Source organism: Actinomycetota bacterium (assembly GCA_040881665.1).
In the GTDB taxonomy this organism is placed as follows: Bacteria; Actinomycetota; UBA4738; order UBA4738; family HRBIN12; genus JBBDWR01.
On sequence record JBBECT010000004.1, the window covers coordinates 320,303 to 333,765 of the forward strand.

Below are 13,463 nucleotides of genomic sequence, written 5' to 3' on the forward strand. Positions count from 1 at the left end.
CGGCCGGGTCGGGGACGGCCGGGTCGGGGACGGCCGGGTCGGGGACGGCCGGGTCGAGCAGGAGCTTCCCGCAGGGACCCCACTCGAGCAGCGTCGAGGAGAACCACTCCTCTTTCTGGAACCGAGCGTTCACGGCACGGTCGTCATGGTCGAGTTCCCAGAAGACGGTCTGCCGGCAGTCCCGCGGGACCCGAGCGAAGTTCTCCAGGTCGACATCGACGATGCGCCTGCCCACTACGCCGCCCGACGCCTCCGAGCGAGCAGCGCCAGCACCGATCCGAGGAGGGCCCCGAGGGCCGCGGCCCTGACGGCGCGCCGGAGCTCGGAAGGGTTCGCCGGTGACTGCATGCCGGGCATCATAGGTCGGGCTCGAGCCGCCCTCCTGCCGGGGTCGCCCCGGGACGGGCTCGGAGGTCGCGACCAGCGGCGTTGTTAGCATGGGACCCCCCATGGCCGAGTTCTCGATCGATCCCTTCGTCGACCGCTACGCCGCTCGCACGGCGGGGATGTCCGAGTCCGAGGTGCGGGCGCTGTTCGCGGTCGCATCTCGCCCCGAGGTCGTCTCCCTCGCGGGAGGGATGCCGTTCGTCCAGGCGCTGCCTGCCGACGAGGTGCAGCGAGTGGTGGCCGAGGTGCTCCGCGAGCGGGGCGCCGAGGCGCTCCAGTACTGCGGGGGGCAGGGGCTGCTCGAGCTCCGCGAAAGGCTCGTCGGTCTGATGGCTGTCGAGGGAGTGGAATCCGACCCCGAAGATCTCGTGGTGACGACGGGAGCGCAACAGGCGCTCGATCTCGTCGCGAAGATCTTCGTCGACCCGGGTGACGAGATCGTCGTCGAGGCACCGGCCTACGTCGGCGCGCTGTCGGCATTCAGCGCGTACGAACCGCGCTACCTCCAGGTCGACCTCGACGACGACGGGATGATCGTCGACCAGCTCGAGGATCTGCTCGTCCACGGAGCCCGGCCCAAGTTCGTCTACACGGTCCCCAGCTTCCACAACCCGGCGGGGGTGACGATGTCCGGGCCTCGCCGCGAGCGGCTCGTCGCGCTGTGCCGGGAGGCCGGTGTTCCGATCGTCGAGGACAACCCCTACGGCATGCTCCGGTTCGAGGGCGATCCGCTGCCGACGCTCCGTTCGCTAGATCCGCACAACGTGATCTACCTCGGCACGGTCTCGAAGGTGTTCTCGGCGGGCATGCGGATCGGCTGGGCGCTGGCCGAATCACATGTGCCGCAACGCCTCGTACTTGCCAAGGAGGCCGCCGATCTGTGTCACTCCTCGTTCACCCAGCTCGTGTGCGCGCGCTGGCTCTCGGACGAGGATCGATGGCGCTCCTCCGTCCAGACCCTGATCGACATCTACCGCTCCCGGCGGGACGTGTTGATCGGCGCGCTCGAGGAGTTCTTCCCCGAGGACGCCACGTGGACCCGCCCGGCCGGTGGCTTCTTCTCGTGGGTGACCCTGCCCGAGTACTTCGACACCCAGCAGTTGCTCGCGGCCGCGGTCGAACGACGCGTCGCGTACGTGCCGGGAACCGGGTTCTATCCCGACGGTCGCGGACGCCGGCAGATGCGACTCGCGTTCTGCTATCCGCCCGAGGAGCAGATCGTCGAGGGGGTGAAGCGATTGGCCGCCCTGCTCACGGACGAGGAGGACCTGTATCGATCGCTGCACCCATGAGCGCGGCCGTATCCGGGCGGATCGCGGTCTTGGCCGGAGGACGGTCCACCGAACGCGAGGTCTCCCTGCGGTCGGGCCATCGGGTGGCCGGGGCGCTGGGCGAGCGTGGATATGACACCGTCATACTGGATCCGGCCGACGTTCCCTTGGTCGAATCGCTGTCGGAGGGCGGCTTCGACGCATGCTACCTGGCCCTGCACGGCAAGGAGGGCGAGGACGGAACCGTCCAGCGTCTGCTCGACCTCCTCGGCCTCCCGTACACGGGGACGCCCGGATCCGCGTGCGAGATCGCGTTCGACAAGGTGCTCGCGAAGGACGCCCTTGCCGCGGCCGGGGTCCGCACGCCTGCGTGGGCCACGATCGAGGCCGCCGCCCTGCGCGATCTGGGGGCGGGCGCAGCCCTCGCGCGCATCGCCGAGACGGTGGGCACGCCCGCAGTCGTGAAGCCCTCCCGCTCGGGATCCGCGTTCGGAGTCGGATTCGTCGAGCGCGAGGCCGATCTGGCGGCCGCGATCATGGCGGCGCTGTCGTACGCGGAGGCGGTCATCGTCGAGCGCAAGATCGTGGGGACCGAGATCGCCGCCGGCCTGATCGGCGACGAGCCCGAGGTCCTTCCGCTCGTCGAGATCGAGCCGAAGTCGGGTGTGTACGACTACGCAGCGCGGTACACGGCGGGTGCCACCGAGTACCACGCCCCCGCACGGCTGGCTCCCGAGATCGCCGGGGAGGTTGCGTCCGAGGCCGTGCGGTCGTTCGAGGTTCTCGGTCTGCGAGACGTGAGTCGGGTCGACGTGATCGTCGACCGTGACGCGATCCCCTGGGTACTCGAGGTCAACGTGTCCCCCGGCATGACCGAGACGAGCCTGCTCCCGATGGCCGCGAAGGCTGCGGGGCTCTCCCTCGGAGATCTCTGCGACCGGGTCGTTCGTGCGGCCCTCGCGCGCGTTTGAACCCGATCCTCAGGGGCGATCGCAGCTCGGTCTCGGTCGCTCGGTCGCTCGGTTGCTCGGTCGCTCAGTCGGGCATCATGCCCGGTCCGGACCCGACGATCTCGGACACGATGCGTTCCAGGTCGTCGGCGGAGCCGAACTCCACGACGATGCGTCCACGTTTCTTGTTCATCTGGATCTGCACCCTGGTGGCCAGTTGTTCCGAAAGGATCTCTTCCACCTCGCCCAGGCCCGCGTTGGACGGTTCAGCCTGTGCAGCAGAGGCTTTCGGTGTTGCCTCCGGCTTCGGTCGATCGATGTAGCGGCGAACGAGTTCCTCGGTCTCACGAACCGAGAGGTCCTCGGCGGCGATCCGCAGCGCAAGGTCGTTCTGCGCCGATCCTTCGTTCAGCGAGAGCAGGGCGCGACCGTGACCCGCTTGGATCTTTCCGTCCGCGAGCAGCTGCTGACACTCTTTGGGGAGCTGCAACAGGCGGATCGTGTTCGCGATGTGCGAGCGGGAGACGCCGAGCCGGTCGGCGAGGGTCTCCTGCTTGAGGCCGAGTTCCTCGAGCAGCTCGCGGAACGCCTCCGCGAGTTCGACGGGACCGAGGTCCTCGCGATGGATGTTCTCGATCAGCGCCTCGCGCAGCGTTTCCGAATCCTCGACGTCGCGCACGACGGCGGCGATCGTGGCCAAGCCGGCGAGCTTGGCTGCGCGCAACCGCCGCTCGCCGGCGACGAGCTCATAGCCCGAGGCCGACTTGCGGACGACGATCGGCTGCAGGATGCCGACCTCCTTGATCGAGGCCGAGAGCGAGCGAAGCGTCTCGTCGTCGAAGTTCGTGCGCGGCTGCTTGGGGTTAGGAGCGACCGCCGTCACGGGGATCTCCACCAGGCCGGCGCCCTCCTCGACCGCCCCCGGGATCAGCGCGCCCAGGCCGCGGCCGAGTCCACCCTTCTTCATGCCTCTCCCCCTTTGCCGAGCTGCCACCAGCGCTTCTTCTTCCTCGCGGGTTCCTGGGGCAACCGCTCACCGATATCGGCGGCGGCGCCCGGATCGACGTCGTCGGTGCGAACCGGCCGCTCCTGCCCACTGAGCACGGCCGCCTCTTCGGCCCGCTCATCGATCACCACGACCCTCCGACCTCGTGGCCCGGACGGGTCGTTCCGTTCGCCCGACGTGGATGCTCCCACGGTTGCGGGGCGCCGCTGCGCGGGGCCCTGTGGGGGGGACGCTCCTTGCTCCTTGGAGTCCTGCTCGACAGGGGTCTGCGACCCGGTGGCCTGCTCACGACCCGAGGGTGCCCGACGCGGTGGGGGGTCCTCCCGAGGTGCCTCCCGTGTGACAGCGTCGTACGACGCAGACGGCGATCCCGTCTCGGAACGCTTGGCGGGGGGTGAGGCGACCTCGGGTGTAGTCGTGGCCTGCGTCGATCCCTCGGTCGCCGCGTCTCCTATGCCAGCAGCGGGGCGCTCGGCATCCGCCGCTACGGACGTCGACCCGCGGTCGGCAGTCTCGGGTCCGGAGGCGGTTCTCGCGGGATCGGCGGGCTCGGAGACGGCCTGGGAGCCCTCCGGCTCAGGCTCCTCGTCCTCGTCGTCCGGGGACGAGGTGGGCTGGGTGGAACGCGCCGACTCCCCCTCGACAGGGAGGATCACCTTGGGCAGATCCTCCATCTGTGGCATCGCCTCTCCCTCGGGGAGGGGCTTCTCCAGTACCTCCTTGGCGAGCAGCCGGTACGTCTCGGCTCCCTTGCTCTTGGGGTCGTAGGTCGTGATCGGCTGACCGAAGCCGGGGGCCTCCGACAGCCGGACCGTCCGCGGGATGATGACGTCATACACCCGGTCCCCGAAGTACCGCCTGACCTCGTCGACCACCTGCTCCGAGAGCTTGGTCCGAGAATCGAACATCGTCATGACGATGCCGGTGAGGCGCAGTCCCATGTTGATGTTCTGCTGGACCAGCCGCACGTTGTGGAGCAGCTGGCCCAGCCCCTCCAGGGCGTAGTACTCGCACTGGATCGGGACGATCAGCTCCTGTGCCGCGGCGAGGGCATTCACCGTCAGGAGTCCGAGCGAGGGCGGACAGTCCAGGAAGATGAAGTCGTAGGAGTCCTCCTTGAGCGGCTCGATCGCCTTCCGCAGGCGGAGCTCCCGGGAGAACTGGCTCACCAGTTCGATCTCCGCCCCGGCGAGATCGATCGTGGAGGGGATCGCCGCGAGGCCCTCGGTGGGGGTTTGGATGATCGCCTCGGTGATCGGCGCCTCGGTCGCCAGAACGTCGTAGACGGTGACGTCGCGAGACTCGTGCTTGATGCCCAGTCCCGTGGACGCGTTCCCCTGGGGATCCAGATCGATCACGAGAACCCGTTGCCCGAGCTCGGCGAGGGCGGCACCGAGGCTCACGGCCGTCGTGGACTTACCGACCCCGCCCTTCTGATTCGCGATCGCGATGACGCGGGAACCGGTATCGGTCGCTGGGGACGAACGGGAAGAAGACTTCTTCGTTCGCTTCGGCTGCTTCTGCTTCGAGCTGGAACCAGGAGAGACCTCGGACGCGGGGGCGCCGGGAGAGTCTCCGGAAGCAGCGCGATCGCGGGGGTCACGCTTCGTCACGGCCGACCCATGATAACGAGAGGACCGGCGCTTTCAAGGCCGGAGGGCTCCACGACGCGCACCTGGGGGGTTCCGGGGCCGTCCCTCAGCTCCGGAGAGAGCTGGTCCGGACCGCCGAACCCCTTGCCTCCGAAGTAGACAAGGCGTCCCCCGGGACGCAGGAGTGGCTGCGCCAGGCGCCAGCTTTCTGCGGCCGACTTCAACGCCCTTGCGAAGCACAGGTCCACACGCTGTGCCAGGTCCTCGATCCTTCCCGGACGGGCGCGGGCGTTCCGCAGCTCGAGATCGTCGATCGCGAGCTCGATGAACGCCACCCGGTTCCGCCGCGCTTCGACGCAGGTGATCGACAGCTCCGGCACGGCGATGGCGAGGGGAAGGCCGGGAATCCCGCCTCCGCTCCCGAGGTCGTAGGCGAGCCGATCACCTGTCTCGGCGGCGCCGGCCGCTCGAAGGGAATCCAGGATGTGCCGTTCGAGGATCCTGGGGCGGTCGCGTTCCGAGATCAGGCCGAGCGCGACGCCGCGGTCGGCCAGGAGCCGCTCCAACGCCAGAAGCTTCCGGAGGGCCGGATCGGGGAGTCCCCGTCCGAGGATCCTCTCGACACGGTCCGCGAGTTCCTGCACCCCGGTCATCGGATCGAACGGTACCGGGCCCGGGACCGGGCGGCCACGACGAGCGGCCTCCTCGGCGCCGCCCGGGAGTGCGCGGACGATCACAGGGGTTCCCTCGACGGTCACACCCGAGACGAGGGGACACCTGTGGCCCATGTTTCACGTGAAACATGAGGCTGAGCGATACGCTCCCCGGCGGGCCGAGAAAACGGAGCCCCCCAACCGTCGGCGGCCAACGTGCGGCGGTCCTGGGAGAGGTCGAGGGGTAGGCTCGGGACTCAGCTCGGGACTCAGGAGGAGCGGCTGATGACGACACGGCGTTCCGGGTCCTCGCCGCGGCTGGAGCTCTGGAGCCCGTCGAACCCGGCCACGACGTCGTGCACGATCTTCCGATCGTAGGCGTTCATCGCTTCGAGCTCCCGCTCCTTGCCGGAACTGATCACCTGCTTCGAGAGATCCCTGGCCCGGGACTCCAGGCGGTCGCGGTGTCGCTTGCGATAGTCCTCGACGTCCACCATCACGCGGCAGCGACCCTCGCTCTGGCGGCCGACGACCACCCGGGTCAGCTCCTGGAGCGACTCCAGGGTCTGACCGTGCCGCCCGATCAGGATGGCCATCTCCTCGTCGTCGGGGCTGTCTCCGAGGATGTCGACATACATCGTCCCGTCCTCGAAGTTCGGCTCAACGACGCATTCGATGCCCATCCTCTCGAGGAGCTCATCGAGGAAGTCGGCCGCGATCTCCGCCTGCTCCTCGAGCTCCTCCTGCGTGGGCGCGTTCGGATCGCGGCGACGGCGCACCCGGACGACCGCCTCCTGGCCACCACGGCGAAGCAGCCCGCCGGCCTTCGGCTCCTGGACGATCTCTACGTCCACTTCCTGTTCCGTCGCCCCGAGTGCCGCCAGAGCGGCCCCGAGAGCCTCCTCAACGCTTTGGGCGCTTCTTTCGACTTCCGCCACCACTGCCTCCGGTTCCCGGTTTCTGTCCGGACGGCTTCTTGGCCCCGGAGGATCCGGAGCCCTTCGTGCCGCCGGACGCGCCGGGCTTCTTCTTGTTGTTGGTCGATGATCCCGAGGACTGCGCCTTCTTGGATGGGGACGATCCCGATCCGGGACCCTTCTCCGGCGCCTCGCCCCGCTGGCGCTGCTGGTCGACGGAGTCCATCATCCGGCCCATGATGCCTTTCCGGGCGCCGTCCTTGGGCTTCTTGGGGGGAGCGGCCTGCGCGGCCGGACCGATGTGGCCCAGCCGCAACATCGCGGCTTGCTGCCCCATCTGCCACAGGTTCGAGGTGGTCCAGTACAGCACCAGACCGGACGGGAAGCCGATACCGAAGACCCCGAACAGGATCGGCATGAGCTTGAGCAGCGCCTGTTGCTGGGAGTTCGTCGCGCCGGGCGGAGCCGCCCGCTGCATCTGCCTCTGCTGGTAGAAGGTGCTGCCGATCATCAGCAGAAGCAGCAGGAAGTAGGGAGCCTTCGCGAGGACCCCCTCGCCGCAGTCGATCGTGAGTCCCGTGTCCTTGTCGTCGGTCGTCTTCAGCTGGACGTCCCCGGATCCCGCCTGCAGCGCGTTGCACTGCATGTTCATGAACAGGAACTCGGTCCCCTCGTGGTCGACCACGGTCACCTGATACAGCTCGCTGTCCTCGGGGATGTGGATCTCTCCGTCGATCACGGGGACCGGCTCCCCGCCGTCCGGGGGGATCTCGTACGTGGGGGGCCGCAACACCGCGTACATCGCGATCAGGATCGGGAACTGAAGCAACACCGGCCAGCACCCGGACAGCGGATTGACGCCGCTCTCCCGATACAGCTTCATGATCTCTTCCTGCTGGCGTTGCTTGTTCCCCTTGTACTTCTGTTGGAGCTGTTTGATCTTGGGCTGCAGGGACTGCATGTTGTGCATCGAGCGCACCTGCTTGATCCCGAGCGGGAGCAGGATCAGCCGGACGATGATCGTCAGGATGATGATCGCGACGCCGTAGTTGCCGACGACGTCGTAGATCTCGGCGAGGACCCATCCGATCGCACCGAGGATCGTCCGGAAGACGGGGGAGACGATCGGGATCTCGGCGAGCAGCCCGATCATGCTTTCGCTCCCTCACGCGAGTTCCGCTGGGCGTGGGCACCCCGGCGCGATCCGCGGTTCGAGCGCGCACGTGTGACCGCGTCATACCCACTCGCAGGGGTGACCCCGTCATACACACCGTGATACGAAGGCGCTCCGCGACCGGCAGGGGGGACCGGGTCGACGCCGCCTCGGGTGAACGGACCGCACCGCGCGATCCTCCACACCGCCAGAAGGGAGCCGCGCACCGCTCCGTGTTCGCGGATCGCCTGCTCGGCGTAGTGGGAACACGACGGGAAGAACCGGCACTGGCCGCCGAGCACCCCCGACAGGGTCCGGCGGTAAACGTGGATCACACCCACCAGGATCGCGCGCGCAGGGACGCCGGCGGACCTCGAAGCACGACGCAGCGTGTTCACCCGCGCGTCACCCGCGCTCCGCGGAGCAGTTCGGTCATCTCGCCCACCAGGTCCTGCGTCTTGGCGCCCAGGATGTCTTGCCTAGCAACCCAAGCGATGTCGTGTCCCTCGGAAACCTCCGGAGCGATCTGTTGCCAGGCCGCCCTCAGAACCCGACGGGCGCGGTTCCGTTGCACCGCACCTCCGACGCGACGACCAGCGATGAACGCCACCGCCCCGGAGCCGGGTGCGAGGAAGGCTACCACCCGTGCTGCGTGGAGTGGTCTGCCTCGCTCCAGCAGCGCGCGCACTTCGCGAGGACGCACAGCGTCACCCGCGGGAGGTCAGCCGGCGAGGCGGGCGCGGCCCTTGGCGCGACGCCGGGAGATGATCGCGCGGCCGGCGCGGGTCTTCATGCGCGCACGGAACCCGTGCTTCTTGGCCCGGCGGCGGGTGTTCGGCTGGAACGTGCGCTTCGACATCGGAGTCCTCGCGTGATCGGTGTGACACGGACGGCCGGATCCCCGAAGGGGCGGCACCTGGGCAGTATACGGTCGCCGGTCTCGGCGGGACAAAGGGACATCGCAAGCAGCACACCGCCGCTCACCGAGACGCATCGAGACGACGGGACCCGCCGTGGATCGCCACCGGGGTCGCTCCGGAAGAGAAAGACCGTCAAAACCGAGGCGCCGAGGGGGGTTCGGCTTCCGGTGTGGAAAACGCCGGTGCTATAGTCCGGCCCGCTTCCCCCGCGAGGGGGCCGCGCCGGAAGGGCCGGGTCCCCGCTCCCTTCCCTTCAGGTATTTCCACACATGTGGAAAGGTTCTGTGGAATCAGGGATGGTCGACGCATCTTCGCAGGTCAACAGTGGATCCGATCCGGAAGCGATCTGGACCCATGTTGTCGATCGAGCCCGCTCCGAACTCACCGAGACGTCGATCTCGATGTGGTTCACCGGCGTCCGGGCCGTCGGCCTTCACGACGGCGTCTTCGAGGTCGCCGCGCCCTCGGCCTACGTGCGTGACTGGCTCGCCCGCCATCACCTCCGCCTGATCGAAGGCGCGATCGTCGAGGCCACGGGACAAGAGCAGATCCGCGTCGTGCTGACCGCAGACGAGGAGGCGGAGCAAGCGGTCGCTGCCGCCGCGCCGCCGTCCACCGACGGAACCGCTGCGCTGCAGCCGACCGGGCCCACGACCGATCCCGTCGAGCGTCTCGGCGCTCCGGGACTCCCGTTCCCCGGCTACACCTTCGACGCCTTCGTTCCCGGCCCCAGCAACCGGTTCGCCCACGCGGCCGCGATGGCGGTCGCGGAGGCGCCACCGTCGAAGGCCTACAACCCACTGTTCATCTACGGCGGCGTCGGACTGGGCAAGACCCACCTGCTGGTCGCGATCGGTCATCACATGCACCGCCTCAACAACCGGCTCCGCGTGAAGTACGTGACCTCCGAAGCGTTCGTCACCGAGTTCGTCAAGGCTGTCCGTGAGCGGCAGGGCTATCAGTTCCAGCAGCGCTACCGCGAGGTCGACGTGCTGCTCGTCGACGACATCCAGTTCCTCGCCAAACGCGAGGAGACCCAGACCGAGTTCTTCCACACCTTCAACCACCTCCACCTCGCCGAACGGCAGATCGTGATCGCCTCCGACCGTGCGCCGCAAGACCTTTCGGGCATGGAGGAACGGCTCAAGAACCGGTTCCGCTGGGGCTTGTGCGTCGACGTGCAGCCCCCCGACCTCGAGACCCGGCTCGCGATCCTGCAGCTGAAGGCGCAGCGCGACGACATCCGCGTGCCCGACGAAGTGCTCGACTTCATCGCCAGCCGGTTCGATCAGAGCGTCCGCGAGCTCGAGGGCGCGCTCGTACGCGTCGTCGCGTTCAGCGAGCTCACCGGACAGGCCATCGACGTGCTGCTCGCCGAACGCGCACTGCAGGATCTGTTGCCGCAGACCGTGGCGGAGATCGCGCCCGAGACGATCCTCGACGAGGTCGCCACCTACTTCGGGCTCTCGCGCGACGACCTCGTCTCGCCGAGCCGCTCGCGACCGCTCACGAATGCACGCCACATCGCGATGTACCTGATCCGCGAGTGCACCGGGCTGTCGCTCGTGAAGATCGGTGAGATCTTCGGCGGCAGGGACCACTCGACCGCCTTGTATGGCATCAATCAGGTCGAGAAGAAGATGCGTGCGCGCGACACGACCTACAAGCAGGTCCAGGACCTGTCCCGGATCATCCGTGGCCGGGCCCGGGCCACCGGGAACTGAGGGGAGCGGAGCGTGGAGCGACATGGGGGAAACCGGTGGGGTTCGTGGGGACTGGTGCTCGCCGCGCCACGTCCCACCCCGATCCTCACCGCCCCTCCACATGTCAGCCGGCGTCGGTACGCTGCACGAACAGGGGGGTTCTCCACATCCTCACAGCCCCTACTACTACTGATAGAGAAAGAACCACTACAGAAGCAGGGCGAGCCCAGGGGGTGGACAACGTGAAGTTCCGGTGCGATCGAGACACGCTCTCCGAGGCGCTGCAGACCGTCCAGCGAGGGGTGTCCTCACGGCCCGGGATCCCGGCGCTGACCGGCGTCCTGCTCGATGCGGCCGACGGCGGCACGCTGACGATGACAACGACCGACCTCGAGGTTTCCGCCCGCCTCGCGATCGAGGTCACCGTCGCGGCATCCGGCTCGGCGCTCGTTCCGGCACGGTTGCTCGCCGACACGGTCAAGAGCCTGTCCGACGCCCCCGTCGAGATCGAGACCGATCAGGCTCAGGCGCAGATCCGTTCCGCGGCGTTCGAGGGATCGCTGCGGCTGCTTCCCGTCGAGGACTTCCCGACGCTGCAGGAGCCGAGTGGAACGAAGGTCACGTGCGAGGCCGGCGCCTTCGTCGAAGCCGTCGGGCAGGTGGCGCGCGCGGCGTCACGCGACGAGGCGCGCCCGGTTCTGACCGGTGTGCTGCTGGAGATCTCCCGCGAAGGCGTCACGCTCGTCGCGACGGATTCGTACCGCCTCGCCGTCCGCGACCTCGTCGCGACCAGCGCCGGCGAGTCGAAAGCGATCGTTCCCGAGCGGGCGATCTCCGAGGCTGGGCGGGCGGCCGCGACCGACGAGAAGGGCACGGTCGAGCTGCTCCTGGACGACGCGCAGGTATCGTTCAAGGCTGGCGACCTGATGCTCACGTCCCGTCTGATCGAGGGCGAGTTCCCGAACTATCGCCAGTTGCTCCCCGACACCTACGACAGCCGCCTCGAGGTCTCTCGCCAGCAGCTGATGGAGGCCGTCAAGCGGGTGGGACTGCTCGCCCGCGACACGACCCCCGTGCGCATGGAGTTCAACGCGCTCGGCGTCAAGCTGTCGTCGTCCTCGCCCGACGTGGGCCAGGCTGTCGAGGCCGTCGAGGCCCGGTACGAGGGCGAGGAGATCACCGTCGCCTTCAATCCCCACTACCTGTCCGACGGCCTCGCCGCCGCGACGGGAGAGACGGTGAAGGTCGAGGTCCGCGACGGCCTCAAACCGGGCATCGTCCGGGGCGACAACGACGCGTTCACCTACCTGGTGATGCCGGTGCGGCTCCCCGCGCCGGTGGCCTGAGCGGCGCCGGGGGCTCCACCCCGTGCGTCTGCTCTGGGTCGAGCTCCGCGACTTCCGAAACCACGAGCACAGCGAGATCACCGATCTGCCGACGGGTCTGATCACCGTCGTGGGCCCGAACGGTGAAGGGAAGACGAACCTACTCGAGGGGATCGACTACCTGTTCGCTCTCTCGTCCCCCCGCTCCACCGCCGGGGAGCCGCTCGTTCGCCGCGGCGCCGGCGCCGCGTACGTGCGCGGGGAGGTCGAGACCCGCGACGGCCGAGTGCTCGTTGAGGTCGAGATCCCCACGAAAGGTGCGTCACGGCTCCAGGTGAACCGATCCCCGCTGCGCCGCAAGCGCGAACTGCGCAGGCAGATCCGTTCGGTGTTCTTCGGCCCGCACGACCTGAGGATCGTGGCCGGCGAGCCCGGCGCGCGACGCGCCTTCATGGACGAGGCGCTCGGCGTGCTGAACCCGGTGAAGGAGTCGCTCGTCGCTGCGTACGACAAGGCACTGCGCCAGCGAAACCGCTTGTTGAAGGAACACGAGGGCGCCGGTGCGCCGCCCGCGATCGAGGTGTGGGACGAGGAGCTCGTCACCGCAGGGACGGCGTTGATGCGCGCGCGCGCCGAGGCGATCGCGAAGCTCGCTCCCACCGCGGACGAGGAGTACAGATGGCTCGCCGGCTACGGGCTCAGGATCACCTACCTGCCGAACGTCCCCGGGGACCCGTCAGCGAAGGTCGACGCGGCCTCCCTCACCGAGGCGTTCCGGGCGCGGATCGCGGAGCGGAGGGCGGACGAGCTCATCCGGCGGACGACGCTTGTCGGGCCGCACCGCGACGAGCTCGATCTCGAGGTTCGCGATCTCACCGTCCGGGGGTTCGCATCGCACGGGGAGTCCTGGGCCGCCGCACTCTGCCTGCGACTCGGGCTGGCGAAAGCCGTCGAGGCAGAGATCGGCGAGCCCCCTGTGCTGCTCGTCGACGACCCGTTCTCCGCGCTCGATCCTGCGCGGCAGCGCCGGGTCGCGGAGCATCTCGAGCGCCGCGGGCAGGTGCTGATCTCGGTGTTCGACGACGCGCTCATCCCGAAGAACACGATCGCGGTGTGGGACGTGTCGTCAGGTCGGGTCGCCGTCCGAGATGCGGCCGCATGATGGGATCCGCCGAACCCGAAATCCCGTCCCGAGAGGAACCCTGATGCCACACAGCAAAGGATGGTCCTCGCGTAGGGACGAGCGCAGCTCGAAGGAGACGCCGATCGGCGACATCGTCGCGGGGTTGCTCCGCGAACCGCTGTTCTCGCGCGGCATGGCCGTCGGCCGCCTCGCGGCCGGGTGGGAGGAGATCGTCGGTCCCAAACTCGGGTCGCAGACCGCCCCGGAGAGCCTGGACGAAGGCGTCCTGGTGGTCCGGGCGAGCACCGGGCCGTTCGGCGCGCAGGCCCGATTCCTGGCCGAGGAGATCCGTCTCCAGGCGAATGCGGCCCTCGGTTCCGAGCTCGTCCGTCAGGTGCGGATCGTGGTCCGTCCCGAGGGCTGAGAACCCCTGCTCCCCAACGGTATATCGACCCCCCTGACC

At 68.6% G+C, this 13,463-nt stretch carries 13 protein-coding genes and 1 pseudogene; 6 read left to right on the plus strand and 8 right to left on the minus strand.

Features of this window, described 5'->3' with window-relative positions; translation table 11 throughout:
* A partial coding sequence (locus WEF05_02510; protein ID MEX1100774.1) for a hypothetical protein occupies positions 1 to 235 on the minus strand: 235 nt, incomplete at its 3' end.
* A gap of 214 nt (positions 236 to 449) precedes the next feature.
* Here WEF05_02510 and WEF05_02515 point away from each other — a divergent pair.
* Both WEF05_02515 and WEF05_02520 read left to right on the plus strand, forming a co-directional pair.
* The gene (locus WEF05_02515; protein ID MEX1100775.1) at positions 450 to 1,679 is read left to right on the plus strand and encodes a PLP-dependent aminotransferase family protein; all 1,230 of its coding nucleotides are present in this window, start codon (positions 450 to 452) and stop codon (positions 1,677 to 1,679) included.
* Positions 1,676 to 2,629, plus strand: coding sequence for a D-alanine--D-alanine ligase (locus tag WEF05_02520; protein MEX1100776.1), 954 nt, complete (start codon positions 1,676 to 1,678; stop codon positions 2,627 to 2,629). The genes WEF05_02515 and WEF05_02520 overlap by 4 nt, the downstream gene beginning before the upstream one ends.
* Positions 2,630 to 2,693: 64 nt before the next feature.
* On the opposite strand, the gene WEF05_02525 is transcribed toward WEF05_02520, so the two are convergent.
* The 7 genes and pseudogenes from WEF05_02525 to rpmH form a co-directional block, all read right to left on the minus strand.
* On the minus strand, positions 2,694 to 3,575 hold the full coding sequence (locus tag WEF05_02525; GenBank protein MEX1100777.1) for a ParB/RepB/Spo0J family partition protein: 882 nt from the start codon (positions 3,573 to 3,575) through the stop codon (positions 2,694 to 2,696).
* Positions 3,572 to 5,227 (minus strand): AAA family ATPase, encoded by a 1,656-nt coding sequence (locus tag WEF05_02530; protein ID MEX1100778.1) that lies wholly within the window; start codon positions 5,225 to 5,227, stop codon positions 3,572 to 3,574. The genes WEF05_02525 and WEF05_02530 overlap by 4 nt, the downstream gene beginning before the upstream one ends.
* A complete protein-coding gene (locus WEF05_02535; GenBank protein MEX1100779.1) occupies positions 5,224 to 5,859 on the minus strand; it encodes a 16S rRNA (guanine(527)-N(7))-methyltransferase RsmG in 636 nt (211 codons plus the stop codon). The genes WEF05_02530 and WEF05_02535 overlap by 4 nt, the downstream gene beginning before the upstream one ends.
* A gap of 269 nt (positions 5,860 to 6,128) precedes the next feature.
* Entirely contained in the window at positions 6,129 to 6,800 is a 672-nt protein-coding gene (jag, locus tag WEF05_02540; GenBank protein ID MEX1100780.1) for an RNA-binding cell elongation regulator Jag/EloR, read from the minus strand.
* On the minus strand, positions 6,763 to 7,929 hold the full coding sequence (locus WEF05_02545) for a YidC/Oxa1 family membrane protein insertase (protein MEX1100781.1): 1,167 nt from the start codon (positions 7,927 to 7,929) through the stop codon (positions 6,763 to 6,765). Before WEF05_02545 ends, jag begins: the two co-directional genes overlap by 38 nt.
* Positions 7,930 to 8,072: 143 nt before the next feature.
* Positions 8,073 to 8,276 (minus strand): annotated as a pseudogene (gene yidD, locus WEF05_02550) (membrane protein insertion efficiency factor YidD).
* A gap of 374 nt (positions 8,277 to 8,650) precedes the next feature.
* Entirely contained in the window at positions 8,651 to 8,788 is a 138-nt protein-coding gene (gene rpmH, locus WEF05_02555) for a 50S ribosomal protein L34 (protein MEX1100782.1), read from the minus strand.
* Positions 8,789 to 9,145: 357 nt separating this feature from the next.
* Here rpmH and dnaA point away from each other — a divergent pair, with 357 nt between their 5' ends.
* The 4 genes from dnaA (at position 9,146) to WEF05_02575 (ending at position 13,424) form a co-directional block, all read left to right on the plus strand.
* Positions 9,146 to 10,573, plus strand: a complete 1,428-nt coding sequence (dnaA, locus tag WEF05_02560) for a chromosomal replication initiator protein DnaA (protein MEX1100783.1) — start codon at positions 9,146 to 9,148, stop codon at positions 10,571 to 10,573.
* A gap of 212 nt (positions 10,574 to 10,785) precedes the next feature.
* Positions 10,786 to 11,898 carry a DNA polymerase III subunit beta gene (dnaN, locus tag WEF05_02565; protein ID MEX1100784.1) on the plus strand — a complete coding sequence of 371 codons (1,113 nt, stop codon included), beginning with the start codon at positions 10,786 to 10,788 and terminating at the stop codon, positions 11,896 to 11,898.
* Between the two features lie 22 nt (positions 11,899 to 11,920).
* Positions 11,921 to 13,039, plus strand: coding sequence for a DNA replication/repair protein RecF (locus WEF05_02570; GenBank protein MEX1100785.1), 1,119 nt, complete (start codon positions 11,921 to 11,923; stop codon positions 13,037 to 13,039).
* A gap of 43 nt (positions 13,040 to 13,082) precedes the next feature.
* Complete coding sequence (locus WEF05_02575) at positions 13,083 to 13,424, plus strand: DUF721 domain-containing protein (GenBank protein ID MEX1100786.1); 342 nt, start codon at positions 13,083 to 13,085, stop codon at positions 13,422 to 13,424.
* Positions 13,425 to 13,463: the final 39 nt, after the last annotated feature.

What these genes read in the sequence shown, in the direction of transcription:
- WEF05_02515 (MEX1100775.1), top strand. Translation starts at nt 450, where the DNA reads ATGGCCGAGTTCTCGATCGATCCCTTCGTCGACCGCTACGCCGCTCGC.
- WEF05_02520 (MEX1100776.1), top strand. Translation starts at nt 1,676, where the DNA reads ATGAGCGCGGCCGTATCCGGGCGGATCGCGGTCTTGGCCGGAGGACGG.
- WEF05_02525 (MEX1100777.1), bottom strand. Translation starts at nt 3,575, where the DNA reads ATGAAGAAGGGTGGACTCGGCCGCGGCCTGGGCGCGCTGATCCCGGGG.
- WEF05_02535 (MEX1100779.1), bottom strand. Translation starts at nt 5,859, where the DNA reads ATGACCGGGGTGCAGGAACTCGCGGACCGTGTCGAGAGGATCCTCGGA.
- WEF05_02545 (MEX1100781.1), bottom strand. Translation starts at nt 7,929, where the DNA reads ATGATCGGGCTGCTCGCCGAGATCCCGATCGTCTCCCCCGTCTTCCGG.
- rpmH (MEX1100782.1), bottom strand. Translation starts at nt 8,788, where the DNA reads ATGTCGAAGCGCACGTTCCAGCCGAACACCCGCCGCCGGGCCAAGAAG.
- dnaA (MEX1100783.1), top strand. Translation starts at nt 9,146, where the DNA reads ATGGTCGACGCATCTTCGCAGGTCAACAGTGGATCCGATCCGGAAGCG.
- WEF05_02575 (MEX1100786.1), top strand. Translation starts at nt 13,083, where the DNA reads ATGCCACACAGCAAAGGATGGTCCTCGCGTAGGGACGAGCGCAGCTCG.